This is a genomic window from Aquimarina muelleri DSM 19832 (assembly GCF_000430665.1).
In the GTDB taxonomy this organism is placed as follows: domain Bacteria; phylum Bacteroidota; class Bacteroidia; order Flavobacteriales; family Flavobacteriaceae; genus Aquimarina; species Aquimarina muelleri.
In genome coordinates, this window is record NZ_AUML01000015.1 from 1 (window position 1) to 17,696 (window position 17,696).

Below are 17,696 nucleotides of genomic sequence, written 5' to 3' on the forward strand. Positions count from 1 at the left end.
CTCCACTACATCTACATCTGAAATGGTATAAATTACTTTTAGCAGAAGATATTTGAATAGTCTTATGGGACTTTCTGCTTTTCTGCCTTGAGTTTGAGAATATTTTGATTGAAGTTCTTCATAGATGAAATTAAAATCTATTAAATCATTTATACGCCTTAACAAGTTGGTGTGAGGAACAATTAAATCATATAAAGAACTGTACTCGCTTAATCGAAGAGATTCCTGTTGAACTATCATGAATACAAAATACAAAAAACGGCAAGTATCTAAAATACTTACCGCTTTTATTTAAGTTCGTGACTTTTTCAGTAGCCTCGTATTATAGTAGTTGTTTTTTTAAGTAGAAATATTCTTTGTCGTTATAAATCCTGTTTTTAGGCTTACTGTATAATAGTAAAAATTCCTAAATCAGGATTTATTTTTAGTACAAAAACAGTTTTATAGAGTAATAAACATAATAATACAAAATACTCTAGCCAATAATATAGTTATCTTTTACAAACCTTACAGCTTTTATATTCTGTAAGGTTTGTTTTTTTTAGTCAGAAATTTTCTTTTTGGATTGTATCACAAAATACAAACCAACAATAACAAAAGGAATACTTAGCCATTGTCCTGTAGATAAGGAATCACCTAATGAATCTTCAAAGCCTCCTTGACTGGTTTTAACATATTCTACAATAAAACGCACTGCAAATATTAAAATTAAATACATTCCAAAAAGAAATCCTCTATTATTTCGTTTATCCGTTTTCCAGTAGATCAGCCATAAGATAATAGATACAAATATATATCCAAAAGCTTCATATAATTGAGCTGGATGGCGATATGGAATAGCTTCTAATAAGTTAGAGAATTTAGGGTTTTCTACAATAGCAGAATACGCTTTATTAACACTGTCCATTCCTGTTTCTTTTAAAGCTTCTCTTTTGCTAAAACCATTACGGACGAACTTTACTCCAAAAAAAGAATCACCAGATTCTTTACCAATAATCTCAGAGTTAAAAAAGTTACCTAGTCGAACAAAAATACCTCCGAATGCTGCAGGAATAGTAACCCTGTCCAGAACCCAAAGAGGATGTTTGTGTATTATTTTTTTAGAATAATAATACATTGCAATAATAAAAGCTATAGCAGCTCCATGACTTGCTAATCCTTGAAAACCTGTGAATTCAAAGGCTGGGTCAAACCTAAAAGGTAAAAGAATTTCTAAAAGATTGTTCTTGTAATAACTCCAATCATAAAAAAACACATGCCCTAATCTGGCACCTAATAATGTACCAATAACTGCATATATAAATACAGAATCTAGTTTCTCCATAGAGATGTTCTCTCGGATATAGATTTTCTTCATTAAATACCAACCTAATGTAAATGCAATTACAAACATTAAGCTGTAAAAACGAATAACAAAAAAGCCAAGATCTATTCCTTCAACAGGGTTCCATATAATTTTTGATAATATCATGCGTAAATTTTATTTTTTGGAAAGTAAATATAGGTATTTATAAGCTAAAATGAAGATGTATTCCTGTTATGAAAGAAGGAATATGAAAATTAAAATAGAACTCATAAAGATAGTTTTATTTACTTGTTTTTTTTATTTTGAATATCTTTGTTGACATCTGGTACAGGATCATAACCACTTCCTCCCCAAGGGTGGCAGCTAAAAATACGTTTTAAAGAAAGTAAACTTCCTTTAAATAAACCATGTTTTTGTAAAGCTTCTATAGTATAATGAGAACAAGTTGGATGATAACGACAAGTAGCAGGAGTTAAAGGAGAAATTAAATTCTGATATAACCGTACCAAAATGATAAAAGGAAATATCAGAATTTTTTTTATTATTGTTTTAGCCAAAATATATTAGTTTAAAGAAAAACTAGTTCCTTCACGACCATCTTTAAGCTGAATACCAATTTCAAGAAGCTCATCTCTTATCTTATCACTTGTAGCAAAATCTTTGTTTGCTCTTGCTTCAGCTCTAAGGTTAATTAATAATTCGACAGTACCAGATAGTTTTTCACTTATGTCAGACGAAGTCTCATTTATATTAACCAGTCCTAATACGTCAAATACAAAATTATACATAGTTTGGCGTAACAAATCAAGATCTGTTTTAGATATAGTAGCCTTTTGTTCTTTAACAGTATTAATAAACTTAACAGCGTCAAATAATTTTGCAATTAGGATTGGGCTGTTGAAATCATCATTCATTGCGTCATAACATTCTTGTTCCCATGCTTGTACATTAAAACCATCTGTGCTAGAATTAGCTATTAATGTATTTACTGTTTGTATAGCGTCTATTAATCGATAGAAACCTTTTTCTGAAGCTTCCAGAGCATCATTAGAGAAATCTAAAATACTTCTATAATGAGCTTGAAGCATAAAAAACCGAACGATCGTAGGATCAAAAGGTTTGCTTAAAATATCATTATTTCCAGAAAATAATTCTCCTGGAGATATAGTGTTACCTGTCGATTTAGACATTTTTTTGCCATTAAGTGTAAGCATATTGGCATGCATCCAGTAATTTACAGGATTTTGACCACAAGCAGCTTCTCCTTGCGCAATTTCACATTCATGATGAGGAAACTTTAAATCCATTCCACCTCCGTGAATATCAAATCGTTCTCCAAGATATTTGGTGCTCATTACAGTACATTCTAAGTGCCAACCAGGGAAACCATCACTCCATGGCGATGGCCATCGCATGATATGTTTTGGCTCTGCTTTTTTCCAAAGTGCAAAATCTTGAGGATTTTTCTTATCACTTTGTGCAGACAGTTCTCTGGTATTAGCAATCATATCCTCAAGATTACGTCCGCTTAATTTACCGTAATGATTGGTTTTGTCAAACTTCTGAACATCAAAGTAGATAGAGCCATTAGATTCATAAGCAAAACCATTATTTATTATGGTTTTAATAATTTCAATTTGTTCTATAATATGCCCTGTAGCTGTAGGTTCTATACTTGGTGAAATAGCATTGAACCTAGACATGACATGATGAAAATCTAAGGTATATCGTTGTACGATTTCCATAGGTTCTAACTGCTCTATTCTGGCTTTTTTCGCTACTTTATCTTCCCCTTCATCTGCATCATTTTCAAGATGCCCAGCATCTGTGATATTTCTAACATAACGAACCTTATATTCTAAATGTTTTAAATATCTAAAAATTAAATCAAAAGAAATAAAGGTGCGGCAGTTTCCTAAATGTACATTACTATAAACTGTTGGACCGCATACATACATGCCAATATTACCTTCTATAATAGATTTAAATATTTCTTTTTGTCCCGAGATAGAATTGTAAATCTGTAATTCTTGAGTTTTATACAACGGAGTTGCTGCCATAATAATAGAATAATACGTGTAAGTTTATATTGAAAAATTAAAAAGTAGTGTCTAGTTTAATGTAATCTAAAAATTCTCTTTTTACAGAGTCTTCTTTAAATTTCCCTCCAAATTCACTAGTAACTGTGCTGCTTTCGATATCTCTAATACCTCTTGAGTTTACACATAAATGTTTAGCATCTATTACGCATGCCACATCTTTGGTTCCTAAAACTACTTGAAGATCTTGCACAATTTGCATAGTCAAACGTTCTTGTACTTGTGGGCGTTTAGCATAATAATCTACAATACGATTCATTTTAGATAATCCAACTACAGTACCATTAGAGATGTAGGCAACATGAGCTCTGCCAACAATAGGTAACAGGTGATGCTCACAGGTAGAATAAAGAGTAATGTTTTTTTCTACCAACATTTCTCCATACTTATAATTGTTTTTAAACGTAGAAGCATCTGGTTTGCGTAGAGGGTGAAGACCCGAAAAAATTTCATTTACAAACATTTTTGCTACACGTTGTGGAGTTCCTTTAAGACTGTCATCTGTTAAGTCTAATCCAAGTGTTTCCATAATATGCTTTACATCTTCTCTAATCAAAGTGATTTTTTCATTATCACTAAGTTTAAAGGCATCTTCTCTAAGAGGAGTGGTAGCGCTAGTAGCTATATGATTATCACCTAGCGCTTCAATAGCTTCAAGGGCCTTGTCAATTTTCACACTTCAAAATTTATAATTCATTAAAACTTCATTAAAAAATAATAAAGTAAAGCGATTTTATGAAAACCATTCTTTACTTTGCCATCTTTTTAAATATACAAAAGAAGATTATTAAACAATAGCTTCCGTTATATGGGTTGCAAAGATACGATTTTGTTGTTTTACTTAGTAAAAGCTATGTTAAACAATTAACTTGGTTAGATTTTTTGCAGAAGTTACGTATATTTAAATTCCGAATAGAACTAAAACAAACGAAAAACATAGTTTTTAACGTTATATGAAAAAGGCAAAAACATTACCTCAGATTTTATTATTTTTTAGTATTCTTTTTTTTAAAAGTACTTTTTTTTATTCCCAAGATTTTGATGTTGCCTGTAGAGGAGCGCAGCCATTTTGCTCAGACGCTTCTCGCGAGTTAACATTTTCTAACACCATTGGTGACATGGATGGTTTAGGAGAAATAGGTTGTTTAAACACAACTCCTAATCCATCTTGGTATTTTATTCGTATCGATCAGCCAGGAAAATTGGTGTTTAATATCCAACAATGGATAGATGCTGATGGAGATAGTGTTTTAGATAAAAGAGAGCGTCAATTGGATGTGGATTTTGTGGCATGGGGACCCTTCAAGACCTCTTTTATAGCATGCGATATACTTTCTAAAGGGTGCGATAATAACGGAGATGGGGATAATATTAGACCAGCAGAATGTGTGAATAATGTAGATGATCCATTTTATTATATTGAAAATAGTGATAATACAAATATTGTAGATTGTAGCTATGCAAGAACACCAGATGATGATGTTTATACAGAAACATTTACAATACCTAATGCGTTATCCAAAGAATATTACCTTATTTTAATAACAAACTTTGCGAATGAAGAAGGGGTTATACAACTACAGCAAACCAATTTAGATGAGCCTAATGCAGGTACAACAGATTGTGCTATTTTAGAACCTGGAGTAGGCCCTGATATAGCAACTTGTGGTGAATACCCAGTTACAATAGAAGGAAGGTTCCCTGGGGATCCTCCAGATGTGCCTGGAGCTGTATCTTTTAGATGGGCAAGAGCAGATGTTGGTACTACAAATTTTATAGATATTCCAGATCCAGAGGGGATGGTTCCTTTTTTAGAAGTAAATACTGAAGGAGTATATAGATTAAGTGGGTTTGATTCTTCTGGTAACCAAGTTCCTGATTCCCCAGATGAGCTAGTAGTTTTAGATGTTTCTAATGCGGTTGTTTCTGTAGGGTATGCGATTGCAGAAGAATCTTTTGCAGGAAGTTATACAATTACCGCAGAAGTAGTGACTACTCCTGAGATTGAAACAGCAGGTTTTGATAATTTTGAATATAGCCTTTATAGGAATTTAGGTAATGGTTTTGTAGAGTACAGATCCTACCAGTCTTCTGCAGCTTTTTCTAATGTTCCTCCAGGAGATTACTTTATTAGAGCAAGGTATGCTAATTGCCCAGACAGTGAAGAGAGATCAGAAATAATAATGATATTAGGGTATCCTAAATACTTTACCCCAAATGGAGATGGTTTTCATGATACTTGGAGTCTTATTAATATTGAAAACCAGCCTACAGCACAAATTTATATATTTGATAGATACGGTAAGCTTTTGAAACAATTAAGAGCAGGAGGTCCTGGTTGGGATGGTACTTATAATGGCAGAAATATGCCCTCTGCAGACTATTGGTTTAGAGTAGAGTTTAATGAGCCAAGAGACCCTAATATGCGAAGAAGGGTTTTTGCAGGGAATTTTTCTTTGATTCGATAGCGGCGCGGCTAACATAAGTTATGTGAAAAAAATAAGGTTTGTGGTTTTTTAAACCACAAACCTTATTTTTTGAAATGTTTTTAGAAATTCATTCCAACGGAAATAGTAATATTTTGAGTATAATTATCTATTAAAACAAAATTTGTGAAACTTGGATTGGAATAAAATTCTTCTGTACGTTGTTGCTCTGTGTAATTATATGCAGCGTCAATTTTAAATTTTCCAAAAGAATATCCTGCTCCAATCGAATACCCAGTCTTGTCTCCTAAAATGAAATTGTTTTTATAGGGGCTTTCTTCAAAACTGTACCCGCTTCTAAAACTCCAGTTGTCAAATCTCCATTCTGTTCCAATTCTTATGGTAGATGCTCCTTGTAGATTAGAATCTATATCGTTATTGAGGTTAGTTAAATTACTACCTTCATTAGAACTTGTTTTTATAGTAGAATAATCTTTGTAAGAATAATCTAGACTTATTAGACCTTGTTGATCAAATAATAAAGCGATACTTCCAGTTGCTTTTGCTGGAGTTCTTAATTTATATTCAGGAAAAACATTGATTATTCGAGGGTTTATAACAGCTCTACCGTCAGTATCACTTATTGTTTCTAACCTTTGCGTAGTCTCTTCTTCAATAAGATACCAAGTAGGGGACTCATAAGAAGCGCCTAAACGAATCATTTTATTTACTTTGGCTATACCTCCAATTTGAGCAGAGAATCCAGCTCCTGCGGTAGATAATTTATTAGTAAATATTATCTCATTTATAGTACTTCCGGTATTATTGTTCCCTTCAAAAAACTCAGTAACTTTATCATAGTTAATAAAATGAGAATTTAGGTTGATCCCTAAATAGAAGTTATTGTTAATCTGCGCACCACCGTTTATAGTAAATTTTCCATTTAAACCAGTGCTTTCAAGATAGTATTCCTGATCAAAAAAACCAGATGAAATATTTGAAGAATAAGAAGTGTTATCTGGGTTGTTAGAGTTGCTTGGTTCAATAATAAAAGCTTCATATCCTAAAAAAGCTTGTTGTGCTCGATATCCTTCATTTTCACCTAAAAAACTATATAAATCTTCAATGGTTTCTCCTGTTCTTCTCGAAATCAAGCTTAAAGGTAATCCTTGCGCTTCGTTTAGGAAAATGCTACTTATAGAGTTTGAGCTTCTTCCAGAAGCAAATAACTTATTTGCATTATCTGTAGTCTGATCATAAGTTAATCCTAAAGAGATTTTATTAACTCCTGAAGATTCATAATTTTTATTTTGATAAACAAAAACTGCTCCCAGCTGGTTTAGGTTTGTGCTTCTGAAACTACGATTATTAAATCTATTAAAATAATTTACATCGTTATCAGTATGTTTTGTAGAAAGAGTAAGAGAACCATAAGAATTAAGAAAAACAGCAGATCCTGCTGGGTTTATTTGTAGTGAGGATATATCTCCTCCTAGGGCTCCAAAAGCGCCACTCATAGCTCTAAAACGAGCAGTTCCTAATATTTCTTGTTGTGAATATCGTAAAGCATCGGTAATATCTTGAGCGTTTAAAAAAGACATAGATATTACACTTACGAATAAAAATATTTTTTTCATTAGTAGTTTAGTTTTTGAATCATAGGGTTTTAGAGAGGAAAAATAGTATGATATTGAACTTTGAATTAGTTTCTTCCACGGCTTCTGTTTCCACTGCTTCGATTTCCGCTACTTCTAGATCTACTACTACCGCTGGATCTAGAGTAGCCACTGTTACGAGAGGAACTACTTCTGGAATAACCAGAATTGTTATTGGATCTTGATCTACTGTTAGAAGGAGTGTATCCCCGACTTCTATTGGAAGAGGAATTACTTCTGGAACGAGTACTGCTCGGAGAGCTTGATCGAGAATTTGTTCTATTTATCGTTGATCTGGAACGAGAGTTTGCACTATTTGATGATCTGTTGTAATAATTATTTGAAGATCTAGATCTACCTGTTGCATTAACTCTTCCTTTAGAATACCCTTGTCTATTTCTGTTGTAATTTGAAGAGTTTCTGGATCTTGAATTGTTATAAGTTTGGTAAGATTTACGACTTCTGGTAGAATAAGAGTATGCGTTTCTTGATCTTCTGTTATGGGTATAATAGCGACTTCTGCCGTAGTAATAAGGATACCTATTATAATAAGATTGATAACCTCTATAGTAGCCTGCATAATGACCGCCATAATAATAAGGAGGACAATAAAAACCACCATACCAATATGGAGTGTTCCATCCTGCTCCCCAAAAAGAATTGTAATATCCACCCCATCCATAATTATTCCATCCGCCATATCCAATTCCTCCATACGGGTATCCAGACCATCCAGTGTTAATTACATTGACGTTAATTTCAGAAGGATTACTTCCCCATGATGGTTGTCCAACTTGATAGTTTAAAGCTGTGGTAATTGTATCTGCAGTATTGTAATCTTTACTTGAATATGTATCTATATCTGTAAAAATAGGATCCTCTTCGATCGCATCATCAATTTGGGCGGATTTTTCAGAAAAATAATTAGTATAATAACTAGGTTTTTCGTTTGTACTATGCTTGGTGTTCTCTGCGTAGTTCTCTGTTTTTCTGTGGTTTCCTGTTTCTCCATAAATACCATCTCTATAAGGAACATACTCATACGAACCACAAGATGTCAACATTAGTATGGAAGCTACAATTAGAAATCCTTTAGCTCCATTCTTCTGAAAATAATTTTTAAGTCGCATATCTTCTTATTTTATTGTTGAACATTACAAATTTAGTTAGTTTTGCGCTAATTAAATTATATTTAACAGAGTCACAACATTTGTGCCAAATAGAAGTATATGAGCAAGAATCTAACAAAACGTAGTGAAGACTATTCAAAATGGTATAATGAATTAGTTGTCAAGGCTGATCTGGCAGAAAATTCGGCAGTAAGAGGTTGCATGGTAATTAAGCCTTACGGGTATGCTATTTGGGAAAAAATGCAGGCTGAATTAGATAAAAAATTTAAGGAAACAGGTCATCAAAATGCTTATTTTCCATTATTTGTGCCTAAAAGTTTATTTGAAGCCGAAGAAAAAAATGCAGAAGGGTTTGCAAAAGAATGTGCTGTTGTTACTCACTACAGATTAAAAACAGATCCTGAAGATGCGTCTAAGCTTATCGTAGATCCAAATGCAAAATTAGAAGAAGAGCTAATTGTAAGACCAACTTCTGAGGCTATTATTTGGAGCACTTATAAGGGGTGGATTCAATCTTATAGAGATTTGCCTTTGTTGATTAATCAATGGGCAAATGTGGTGCGATGGGAGATGCGTACTCGATTGTTTTTGCGCACAGCTGAGTTTTTATGGCAAGAAGGGCATACAGCGCATGCCACAAAACAAGAAGCAATTGCAGAAACAGAACAAATGAATAATATATATGCCGATTTTGCTGAGAATTTTATGGCGATACCTGTAATTAAAGGAAGAAAAACAGAAAGTGAACGTTTTGCAGGGGCAGAAGATACGTATTGTATAGAAGCTTTAATGCAGGATGGTAAGGCCCTACAGGCGGGAACTTCGCATTTTTTAGGGCAAAATTTCGCAAAAGCATTTGATGTTAAATTTACGTCTAAAGAAGGTAAGTTAGATTATGTGTGGGCAACTTCTTGGGGTGTTTCTACCCGTTTGATGGGAGCGCTAATCATGACGCATAGTGATGATAATGGGTTGGTATTGCCACCAAATTTGGCTCCTATTCAAGTCGTAATAGTTCCTATATATAAAGGAGAAGATCAGTTAGATCAAATTTCAATAGTAGCTAATGAGTTAGTTATGGATTTAAGATCTAAAGGAGTTTCTGTTAAGTTTGATAATAGAGATACGCATCGACCAGGAGCAAAATTTGCTCAATATGAATTACAGGGAGTTCCTCTTAGGATTGCAATAGGCCCTAAAGATCTAGAAAAAGGTACGGTGGAGCTTGCGCGACGAGATACATTAACAAAGCAATTTGTAGAAAAAGATCAAGTGATAGATACTGTAGTTTCTTTGCTTAGCGAAATTCAGGAAAGCTTACATCAAAAAGCTACTAAGTTTAGGGATGAACACATTACGGAAGTAACCACTTTTGATGAGTTTAAGAATGTTTTAGAGGTTAAAGGAGGTTTTATATCGGCGCACTGGGATGGTTCTGCAGAAATAGAACAGAAGATTAAAGAGATCACAAAAGCGACTATACGATGCATTCCTTTTGATGGAAAAGAAGAAAATGGTGTTTGTGTATATAGTGGTAATCCGTCTAAAATCAGAGTGTTATTTGCAAAGGCGTATTAAGGTTGAAAAAAAAATAAAATAACACTTGCGCGATTGAAAAATAGTTGTATTTTTGCATCCGCAATTAGGCAAACAATGGCCCGTTCGTCTATCGGCTAGGACGCCAGGTTTTCATCCTGGTAAGAGGGGTTCGATTCCCCTACGGGCTACAAATAGTGAAATTAATTGCAAATTTAAAGTTAAAGCTATAAATTTGCAATCCTTGAAAAAGAAAATGGCCCGTTCGTCTATCGGCTAGGACGCCAGGTTTTCATCCTGGTAAGAGGGGTTCGATTCCCCTACGGGCTACAAATTTTATAGTAAGAAATTTAATTAGAGAAGAGAGATGGCAAATCATAAGTCAGCATTAAAAAGAATTAGAAGTAACGAGACAAAGCGTCTTAGAAACAGATATCAGCATAAAACTACACGTAATGCTATAAAAAAACTGCGTGAGTCTGAAAAGAAAGAAGCAGAGACCTTGTTTCCTACTGTTGTTTCTATGTTAGATAAGTTAGCTAAAAATAATGTTATTCATAAGAATAAAGCAGCTAATTTAAAATCTCAGTTAGCAAAGTACGTAGCTGCATTGTAATATACAATTGCGCTAAAAATATAGAGGCTTTTCCATAATATGGAAAAGCTTTTTTTTGTTTTCAATATTGAAAACAATTTTTTGATTGAAATAGGAAATGATTACGGATCAATCCCAATTGTTGTGGGATTTAGTATTTACATGATTACATGAATCTAATCATTTAATTTTGTTTTTTTCTTCTATCCAACGAGACATAAATTCTGTGCTTCTTATAGAGTGATGTTGTAGCATGGCACCTATAAAGTTATTGTTTCTATGTTGTTTTATGTTGTGTTGGATTTTTGAGATTTTATTCATGAATGAAACAGAAAATATTTTTTTCTGAAATCTTGTATTTATAATTTCTATTCCATTTTGCTGTGCTTGGCTCCAGGTACTAGAGTTGGTGTAAATGTGTATAGCTGCTTTAGCAAACTCTATAGGGTTATCGGTAATAAATCCGTTCCAATCTGATTCTTTATTAAGCATTCCTTCAGCTCCAATTGTGGTTGTGATACTAGGTGTGCCACAAAGCATTGCTTCAGCTAGCTTTCCTTTAATTCCTGCGCCAAATCGTAATGGAGCGAGACAAACTTTGGCTTGTTGCATAACTTCGTTTGCATTTTTTGCCCAGCCTTTAATATGGAACCCTTGTTTTGGGTTGTGTAACTGAGTTGCTTTTGGGGGAGGGTATGCACCATAGATGTGTAATTCTGCTTCTGGGAGTTCTTTTTGAATTAAGGGCCAAATGGTTTCTTTAAGATATAGGATACTATTCCAATTTGGTTCATGGCGAAAATTACCAATAGTAATAAAATGTTTTCTACTATTATAATTAGGCCACTCTTTTTTTGTTTCTGTAGTAATTGTGTTTAATAAAAAAGGAATGTGAAACAATAGGTTTTTGTCTATTTTGAAAACATCCTCTAATATTTTTACTTCATAATCTGAAATGATTAAAGAAAGATCGCATCTGTATATACTGGCAATTTCTCTTTTGGTGTGTTCATTGTTTAAAAGATCAGTGATTTCAAATTCCTTTTTATTTTTAAAGCATTCTTGTCGTGTTTTTCTAAGACAATGAAGGTCTTCTGTATTTAATATTTTTAAGGCACCTGGGCATTGTTTAGATACTCTCCATCCAAATTGTTCTTCCATTATAAATCTATCAAATAAAACGATGTTTGGTTGTGTTTTTTTAAGATAGGTGTCAAAACTTGTGCTATTTGGTTTTATGTTAACTGTAGAGATGCCAATATCTTTAAGGTTAAACATGTGTTTTGTCTCTATAGCAGGGCTAGCGAAGGTGATTTTCCAGTTTTGAGCAATATATAAATCGATAAGTTGTAGCATTCTACTTCCTGCAGCTGATGAGTTGGGTTCTGGCCAAACAAATCCTATGATAAAAAGATGATTCATGGTTTATAAAATCAAAAAAAGCCTCAGTTGGACTGAGGCTATGTGTTATTTAGGTACTTTTTTTACTATAATTTAGTAAAAAGTGTTTGCATTTTTTCTTTTTGTTCTCTGGCAAGTTCTTGATCTACCAAAATTCTACCGCTATGCTCATCGGTAATAATTTTTTTACGAGAGGCGATTTCCATTTGAACTTGAGGAGGTATTGTAAAGAAGGATCCTCCAGATGCTCCTCGTTCGATAGCTACAACTGCAAGTCCATTTTTTACATTCTCTCTAATTCTTTTGTATGCAGTGACTAAACGATCTTCAATTTCTTTTTGGTAATCTTCAGATTTAGAAAGTAAAGCTTTTTCTTCTTTTTCTGTTTCTGCTAAAATGGCATCTAATTCTCCTTTTTTATGACCAAGGTGATTGTTACGTTCGGTAACTTTTTGTTTTGTTTGGTCAATAATTTCATTTTTTTGAATAATCTGAGCTTTGTGCTCTTTAATGTGTTTTTCTGCTAATTGAATTTCTAATTCTTGAAACTCAATTTCTTTGCTAAGGGAATTGTACTCGCGATTGTTACGAACATTTTTTTGTTGTTCTCCGTACTTTTTGATCAGTGCTTTGGCTTCTTCTATTAGATTTTTTTTAGTTTTAATGCCTTCATCTATAGTGTCAAGGTCATTGTTTAACTTTTCTAATCTTTTGTTTAATCCGGCTACTTCATCTTCAAGATCTTCCACCTCTAAAGGTAATTCTCCGCGCACATTTCTGATCTCATCAACTCTAGAGTCAATTAATTGCAAGTCATATAAAGCTCTTAATTTTTGCTCAACAGTAACTTCTTTCTTTGCCATATTTTATATGTATTGAATAGGATTGGTATTTTTATCCGATAAAATGATTGCAAAATTACTGATTTTTTTTTGAAGATAACTAACAATTAAGTTTTTTGTGTACTGTTCACTTTCATAATGGCCAATATCTGCAAGTATTAGTTTTCCTTCTGCTTCATAAAACTGATGATATTTTAAGTCTGCTGTTATAAATATATCTGCTTCTGCATGTATGGCATTGGTGATTGCAAAACTTCCGCTACCTCCTAATACTGCTACTTTTTTGATAGGCTTGTTTAATAAAGAGGAGTGTCTTACACATCCAGAATTGAAAACTTTTTTGATATGTTTTAAAAAATGAATTTCTTCTATAGATTCTGTTAGTTCTCCTATCATACCTATTCCGATATTTTGATTTTTATTTTCTAGTGTAGTGATTTCATATGCGACTTCTTCGTAAGAATGATTTTCAAAAAGAGCTTTTAGTATTTTGTTTTCACAATGCCTAGGGTAGGTAATCTGTATCTGTGTTTCTTTTTCTTTATGAAGTTTTCCAATTTCACCAATAACAGGATTAGCAATTTCTGTAGGTTTAAAAGATCCTATTCCATTGGATAAAAAGCTACAATTAGTATAATTGCCTATTGTTCCTGCTCCAGCTTCAAAAAGTTTATTAAGTAATTCTTCAGTCTGATTGATAGGGGTAAAGGTTACTAATTTTTTTATGTTTCCGCTTTGTGGGATAAGAATTTTGCGATTTATTAATCCTAATTGCTCACATATCATATTGTTTACTCCGTGTAAAGTATTATCTAGAGCTGTATGTATAGCAAAGATTGAAATATCATTTTTGATAGCTTTGATTACAACTCGCTCTACATAATTAGTACCATTAAACTTTTTGATTCCTTTAAAAATAATAGGATGAAAGCTAATAATTAGATTACAACTATTTTGTATCGCTTCATCTATTGTTTCTTCGAGAGTGTCTAGGGTAACTAAAATCCCAGTAACGATAGTTTTAGGTTCGCCTACTAATAAACCAATATTATCAAAGTCTTCTGCGTAGGCTGTGGGAGCTAAGTCCTCTAGGTGTTCTATAACCTCTTTTATTTGCATTAGGATAGGTTTTTCTTTTTATTAAAATGTAAAAAAACAATATTTTTTGTGATAAAAATGGAATGTAAAAAAACTTTTATCAATAATCAAAGTTTCGTTTTATACTTTTGTTAGATAAATTTATTATTAAAAATATTAAGTGTGTGAATTTACTTCGAAAATTACTTTTGCCTTTTGTTCCTTTTTATTATTTGGTTACATGGTTACGAAATATAATGTATGATCTTGGACTTAAAAAATCTAGCACATATAATTTTCCGGTTATTGCTGTTGGTAATTTGAGTGTTGGAGGAACGGGTAAATCACCAATGGTAGAATATCTAATTTCATTATTGAAAGATGAATTTGTAATAGCAACACTTAGTAGGGGGTATAAAAGAGAAACAAAAGGGTTTCAGATAGTAGAGCCTTCGTGTACTGCAAAACAAGTAGGGGATGAGCCTCTTCAGTTTAAAAAAAAATTTAAAGACATTATAGTGTCTGTAGATGAGGATAGGCAAAACGGAATATCAAATTTACGATCATTATCTCCTTGTCCAGAAGTTATTATACTAGACGATGCATACCAACATCGTAAGGTAAAAGCAGGTTTTTATATTTTATTAACAGCGTATTATAATCTTTATTGTGATGATATTGTTTTGCCTACAGGAAACTTAAGAGAGTCAAGAAAAGGAGCAAATCGAGCAGATGTAATTATTGTTACAAAGTGTCCTAGCAATATATCTTTTGAAGAAAGAGAGAGGATTACTAAAAAACTGAAAATTCAATCTAATCAAGATTTGTTTTTTACGACGATTAATTACCAAAAAAATATAGTGAATGCTTCTGGAGTAAAAACTTTAGATTCTTTACAAGATATAAATTTCACTTTGGTAACAGGTATTGCAAATCCAAAGCCTTTATTGGATTTTTATATGTCATTAGGTTTGCAATTTAATCACATTAATTTTCCAGATCATCATAATTTCACTAATGAGGAAATGGAGAAATTAAATAATCTTGAGTTTATTATTACTACAGAAAAAGATTATGTTAGATTAAATACAGGTATCTTAGAAGGTAAATTGTGGTATCAACCTATGGAAGTTATGTTTGTGGAGAATTCGGGCATTTTTGATTGTAAGATATCTGATTATATAAAAAAGGATATACCATAAGTTTTTCCTTTTTTTAATCCACATTGTGGAGTTTAATTCTCCTAGGCTTGCCTCGAAAACAAAATATATTTTCAGAAGTATAGCTCGTGAGCTTGCTTTGATGTTATTGATTTTTGAACCTCTTAAATAAGAGGTTCTATAAGTTAATTGGATTATTACTTAAAAATATACTTAAAGTATTAGAAAGTAGTTTGGCTTTTTGTTAGGGCTTTATGAAGTTTAGTGAAAAACTCTTCAGTTTTATATGGTTTGGGTATAATATCATTAAAACCATTGTCGTAAAATTCATCCAAATTATCATCCAGAGTAACTGCTGTTAAAGCTATAATAGGTATATCTTTATTAAATATTCTTATTTGTTTGGTTGCTTCTATTCCGCTAATTCCAGGCATGTGAATATCCATAAGAATTAAATCAAAGTTATTTTCTTTAGCTTTGGCTACTGCAATATCTCCGTTGTCTGCAACATCACATTTTATTTTATTTTTTTCTAGTATTTTTCGAGTAATTAATTGGTTAATTTTATTGTCTTCGACTACTAAGATATATTTGTCAATCATTAAATTATGATCAATTTTTTTAGCTTCCTCTATATAATTAGGGCTTTTATCTTCGAAGATTTCGAACTCTAGATCGAATAAAAACTTAGAGCCTTTATCTGGTTCGCTTTCCAGTTTTATTTCACTATCCATTAATGATAATAGATTTTTAACGATAGATAAGCCTAGTCCTGTTCCTCCAAATTTCCTGTTGATTTGTACAGAGCCTTGTGTGAAATTTTCAAAGATAGTAAGCTGTTTTTTTTCGGATATTCCAACACCATTATCTTCAATTTCAAAATTAAGAGATATTCTATTTTCGATTTGGCTAATTTTTTTTACACGAATCCAGATATCTCCATTTTGTGTAAATTTTATAGAGTTGCCAATAAGATTGATAAGGATTTGAGAAATCTTTAGAGGATCTCCTTTAAGTTTTGAAGGTATAGATTCGTCGAATTCATAATGGAAGTTATTGTTTCTATCTTTTGCAGATTTGCCTAAAGCAATCAGTACATCATTTATTCGTTTCTTTAAATTAAACGAAGTGTTTTCTATTTCAACTTTGTTTGCTTCTAATTTATTAAGGTCTAGTATGTTGTTTATTAATGATAAAAGATATTCTCCAGAGAATTTAAGAGAATTAAGATGTTCTTTTTGGTTAGGAGTTGGACTTTCTTCAAGTAACAAGTGGGTTAATCCCGTGACAGCATACAAGGGTGTTCTTAATTCATGGGTAATAGTAGATAAAAATTGAACTTTTGCTTCACTCGCTCTTTCTGCATTTTCTTTAGCAAGTATAAGTTCGGTATTTTTGTTTTGTAATAGTTCGTTTGCTCTTGCTCTTAAATTATTGTTTTTGTATAAGGATAGTGTCAAAAGAGATAGTATTGTAATTAAAGCAATACTTAGTATTGTTGTTAGACGGCCTAGTTTTAAAGACCTTTGTTGTTGGATGTTTTCTTCGGTTAATTCTTCAATTAAAACATTATGTTCATTTAAATTTAGTTTAGCACCAGCTTCTTGGGCTATAATTTCTTTATTGGTATTAAACAAAGAGTCTTTTATTTTTTCGTGGGCCCTAAGATTACGTAAAGCAGTAGGGTATTCCTGTTTTTTTTCATATATCTGACTATATAAACCAAAGCATTCAGATTGTATTTCTGAATAGTTCATTTCTTTGCCAATTTCCATAGCCAGATCATTAGTCTGTTTTGCTTCGTTTGGTTTATTAAGTAATAACTGTGCTTTGGCTTTATTTGTGTATAGTTTAGCTTTGTAGTAGTATTGGTCAAAAGAATGTATAATAGGAAGTCCGCTATTGAAATGCAGTATAGCTAATTCGGGTTGTTCTTGAGCAAGCTCTAAAAGCCCTAGATTTAACTTGATAATACCTTCTTGGTCTTTAATTTTATTTTTTCTGGTTAGAATAAGAGCTTTTTCTAAGGTCTTTAATGCAGTATTATACTTTTTAAGCTTTATAGCTATAGATCCATAAATAGTATAGGAGCAGGATAGCATGTATTCATCATTGTCTTCTTCTTGAAATGCTATAGCGTCAAGAATTTGCTGTTCTGCTTTCTTTAAATCTCCTAGTTCACGATACAATTTTGCAAGTATCATATTAGTTTTTGCTATATAGATTTTATCCTGTTTCAGGACTGCAAGTTCTTTAGCATTTATAATATTAGAAAGTGCAGGTTGTAAACTAGCTTTATCAATAGATCGCGAAGCATTAGTTAGGTATTTATCAATAGAGTCTTTTATTTGAGTGTTTTCCAGGTGTTCGGTAGTTTGGGAGAAACCAAAAAAACAACAAATAAGAAAAATTTTGATTATATAATATCTGATTTGGGTTGGCATTTTTTCCTATGAAATATGTCAACTA

15 protein-coding genes and 2 tRNA genes are annotated in these 17,696 nt (G+C 32.3%); 6 read left to right on the forward strand and 11 right to left on the reverse strand.

The features are described 5' to 3' along the window. From H527_RS21620 to folE, 5 genes are all read right to left on the reverse strand, one after another. Nucleotides 1-240: transposase (locus H527_RS21620; RefSeq protein ID WP_035087603.1), on the reverse strand; the 240-nt coding region annotated here is incomplete at its 3' end. Between the two features lie 301 nt (nucleotides 241-541). Beyond that, complete coding sequence (gene lgt / locus H527_RS0107095; protein WP_027412056.1) at nucleotides 542-1,471, reverse strand: prolipoprotein diacylglyceryl transferase; 930 nt, start codon at nucleotides 1,469-1,471, stop codon at nucleotides 542-544. A gap of 119 nt (nucleotides 1,472-1,590) precedes the next feature. Then, nucleotides 1,591-1,851: a membrane protein insertion efficiency factor YidD gene (yidD, locus tag H527_RS0107100; RefSeq protein ID WP_027412057.1), complete on the reverse strand. Its 261-nt coding sequence runs from the start codon at nucleotides 1,849-1,851 to the stop codon at nucleotides 1,591-1,593. Between the two features lie 18 nt (nucleotides 1,852-1,869). Beyond that, nucleotides 1,870-3,366, reverse strand: coding sequence for a cysteine--tRNA ligase (gene cysS, locus H527_RS0107105; RefSeq protein WP_027412058.1), 1,497 nt, complete (start codon nucleotides 3,364-3,366; stop codon nucleotides 1,870-1,872). A 37-nt stretch (nucleotides 3,367-3,403) separates the two neighbouring features. Continuing rightward, a complete protein-coding gene (folE, locus tag H527_RS0107110) occupies nucleotides 3,404-4,081 on the reverse strand; it encodes a GTP cyclohydrolase I FolE (RefSeq protein WP_027412059.1) in 678 nt (225 codons plus the stop codon). A 277-nt stretch (nucleotides 4,082-4,358) separates the two neighbouring features. Here folE and H527_RS0107115 point away from each other — a divergent pair, with 277 nt between their 5' ends. Then, nucleotides 4,359-5,873, forward strand: coding sequence for a T9SS type B sorting domain-containing protein (locus H527_RS0107115; protein WP_027412060.1), 1,515 nt, complete (start codon nucleotides 4,359-4,361; stop codon nucleotides 5,871-5,873). An 80-nt stretch (nucleotides 5,874-5,953) separates the two neighbouring features. On the opposite strand, the gene H527_RS0107120 is transcribed toward H527_RS0107115, so the two are convergent. Next, nucleotides 5,954-7,468, reverse strand: a complete 1,515-nt coding sequence (locus H527_RS0107120) for an OmpP1/FadL family transporter (protein WP_035087605.1) — start codon at nucleotides 7,466-7,468, stop codon at nucleotides 5,954-5,956. A 65-nt stretch (nucleotides 7,469-7,533) separates the two neighbouring features. Next, nucleotides 7,534-8,616 (reverse strand): hypothetical protein, encoded by a 1,083-nt coding sequence (locus H527_RS0107125; RefSeq protein WP_027412062.1) that lies wholly within the window; start codon nucleotides 8,614-8,616, stop codon nucleotides 7,534-7,536. A gap of 99 nt (nucleotides 8,617-8,715) precedes the next feature. Here H527_RS0107125 and proS point away from each other — a divergent pair, with 99 nt between their 5' ends. The 4 genes from proS to rpsT all read left to right on the forward strand — a co-directional run bounded on the left by proS (nucleotide 8,716) and on the right by rpsT (nucleotide 10,768). Next, a complete protein-coding gene (proS, locus tag H527_RS0107130; RefSeq protein WP_027412063.1) occupies nucleotides 8,716-10,194 on the forward strand; it encodes a proline--tRNA ligase in 1,479 nt (492 codons plus the stop codon). Between the two features lie 77 nt (nucleotides 10,195-10,271). Continuing rightward, nucleotides 10,272-10,343 (forward strand) — tRNA-Glu (locus H527_RS0107135). Nucleotides 10,344-10,410: 67 nt separating this feature from the next. Next, nucleotides 10,411-10,482, forward strand: a tRNA-Glu gene (locus H527_RS0107140). Between the two features lie 37 nt (nucleotides 10,483-10,519). Further along, nucleotides 10,520-10,768, forward strand: a complete 249-nt coding sequence (gene rpsT / locus H527_RS0107145) for a 30S ribosomal protein S20 (protein WP_027412064.1) — start codon at nucleotides 10,520-10,522, stop codon at nucleotides 10,766-10,768. Between the two features lie 159 nt (nucleotides 10,769-10,927). On the opposite strand, the gene H527_RS0107150 is transcribed toward rpsT, so the two are convergent. The 3 genes from H527_RS0107150 to H527_RS0107160 form a co-directional block, all read right to left on the reverse strand. Then, on the reverse strand, nucleotides 10,928-12,169 hold the full coding sequence (locus tag H527_RS0107150) for a glycosyltransferase (protein WP_027412065.1): 1,242 nt from the start codon (nucleotides 12,167-12,169) through the stop codon (nucleotides 10,928-10,930). Nucleotides 12,170-12,234: 65 nt separating this feature from the next. Continuing rightward, on the reverse strand, nucleotides 12,235-13,011 hold the full coding sequence (locus H527_RS0107155) for a zinc ribbon domain-containing protein (RefSeq protein WP_027412066.1): 777 nt from the start codon (nucleotides 13,009-13,011) through the stop codon (nucleotides 12,235-12,237). A gap of 3 nt (nucleotides 13,012-13,014) precedes the next feature. Then, entirely contained in the window at nucleotides 13,015-14,109 is a 1,095-nt protein-coding gene (locus H527_RS0107160) for a Nif3-like dinuclear metal center hexameric protein (protein WP_027412067.1), read from the reverse strand. Nucleotides 14,110-14,252: 143 nt separating this feature from the next. Here H527_RS0107160 and lpxK point away from each other — a divergent pair, with 143 nt between their 5' ends. Continuing rightward, complete coding sequence (gene lpxK, locus H527_RS0107165) at nucleotides 14,253-15,269, forward strand: tetraacyldisaccharide 4'-kinase (RefSeq protein ID WP_027412068.1); 1,017 nt, start codon at nucleotides 14,253-14,255, stop codon at nucleotides 15,267-15,269. 179 nt (nucleotides 15,270-15,448) lie between these two features. Here the strand turns inward: lpxK and H527_RS0107170 are convergent, their stop codons facing one another. Beyond that, nucleotides 15,449-17,671 carry a tetratricopeptide repeat-containing hybrid sensor histidine kinase/response regulator gene (locus H527_RS0107170; RefSeq protein ID WP_027412069.1) on the reverse strand — a complete coding sequence of 741 codons (2,223 nt, stop codon included), beginning with the start codon at nucleotides 17,669-17,671 and terminating at the stop codon, nucleotides 15,449-15,451. Between the last annotated feature and the right edge of the window lie 25 nt (nucleotides 17,672-17,696).

Excerpts from the sequence above, each read along its gene's own strand:
- lgt (WP_027412056.1), bottom strand. The coding sequence starts at position 1,471 with ATGATATTATCAAAAATTATATGGAACCCTGTTGAAGGAATAGATCTT.
- H527_RS0107120 (WP_035087605.1), bottom strand. The coding sequence starts at position 7,468 with ATGAAAAAAATATTTTTATTCGTAAGTGTAATATCTATGTCTTTTTTA.
- proS (WP_027412063.1), top strand. The coding sequence starts at position 8,716 with ATGAGCAAGAATCTAACAAAACGTAGTGAAGACTATTCAAAATGGTAT.
- H527_RS0107160 (WP_027412067.1), bottom strand. The coding sequence starts at position 14,109 with ATGCAAATAAAAGAGGTTATAGAACACCTAGAGGACTTAGCTCCCACA.
- H527_RS0107150 (WP_027412065.1), bottom strand. The coding sequence starts at position 12,169 with ATGAATCATCTTTTTATCATAGGATTTGTTTGGCCAGAACCCAACTCA.
- H527_RS0107170 (WP_027412069.1), bottom strand. The coding sequence starts at position 17,671 with ATGCCAACCCAAATCAGATATTATATAATCAAAATTTTTCTTATTTGT.
- H527_RS0107125 (WP_027412062.1), bottom strand. The coding sequence starts at position 8,616 with ATGCGACTTAAAAATTATTTTCAGAAGAATGGAGCTAAAGGATTTCTA.
- rpsT (WP_027412064.1), top strand. The coding sequence starts at position 10,520 with ATGGCAAATCATAAGTCAGCATTAAAAAGAATTAGAAGTAACGAGACA.
- H527_RS0107155 (WP_027412066.1), bottom strand. The coding sequence starts at position 13,011 with ATGGCAAAGAAAGAAGTTACTGTTGAGCAAAAATTAAGAGCTTTATAT.
- H527_RS0107115 (WP_027412060.1), top strand. The coding sequence starts at position 4,359 with ATGAAAAAGGCAAAAACATTACCTCAGATTTTATTATTTTTTAGTATT.
- cysS (WP_027412058.1), bottom strand. The coding sequence starts at position 3,366 with ATGGCAGCAACTCCGTTGTATAAAACTCAAGAATTACAGATTTACAAT.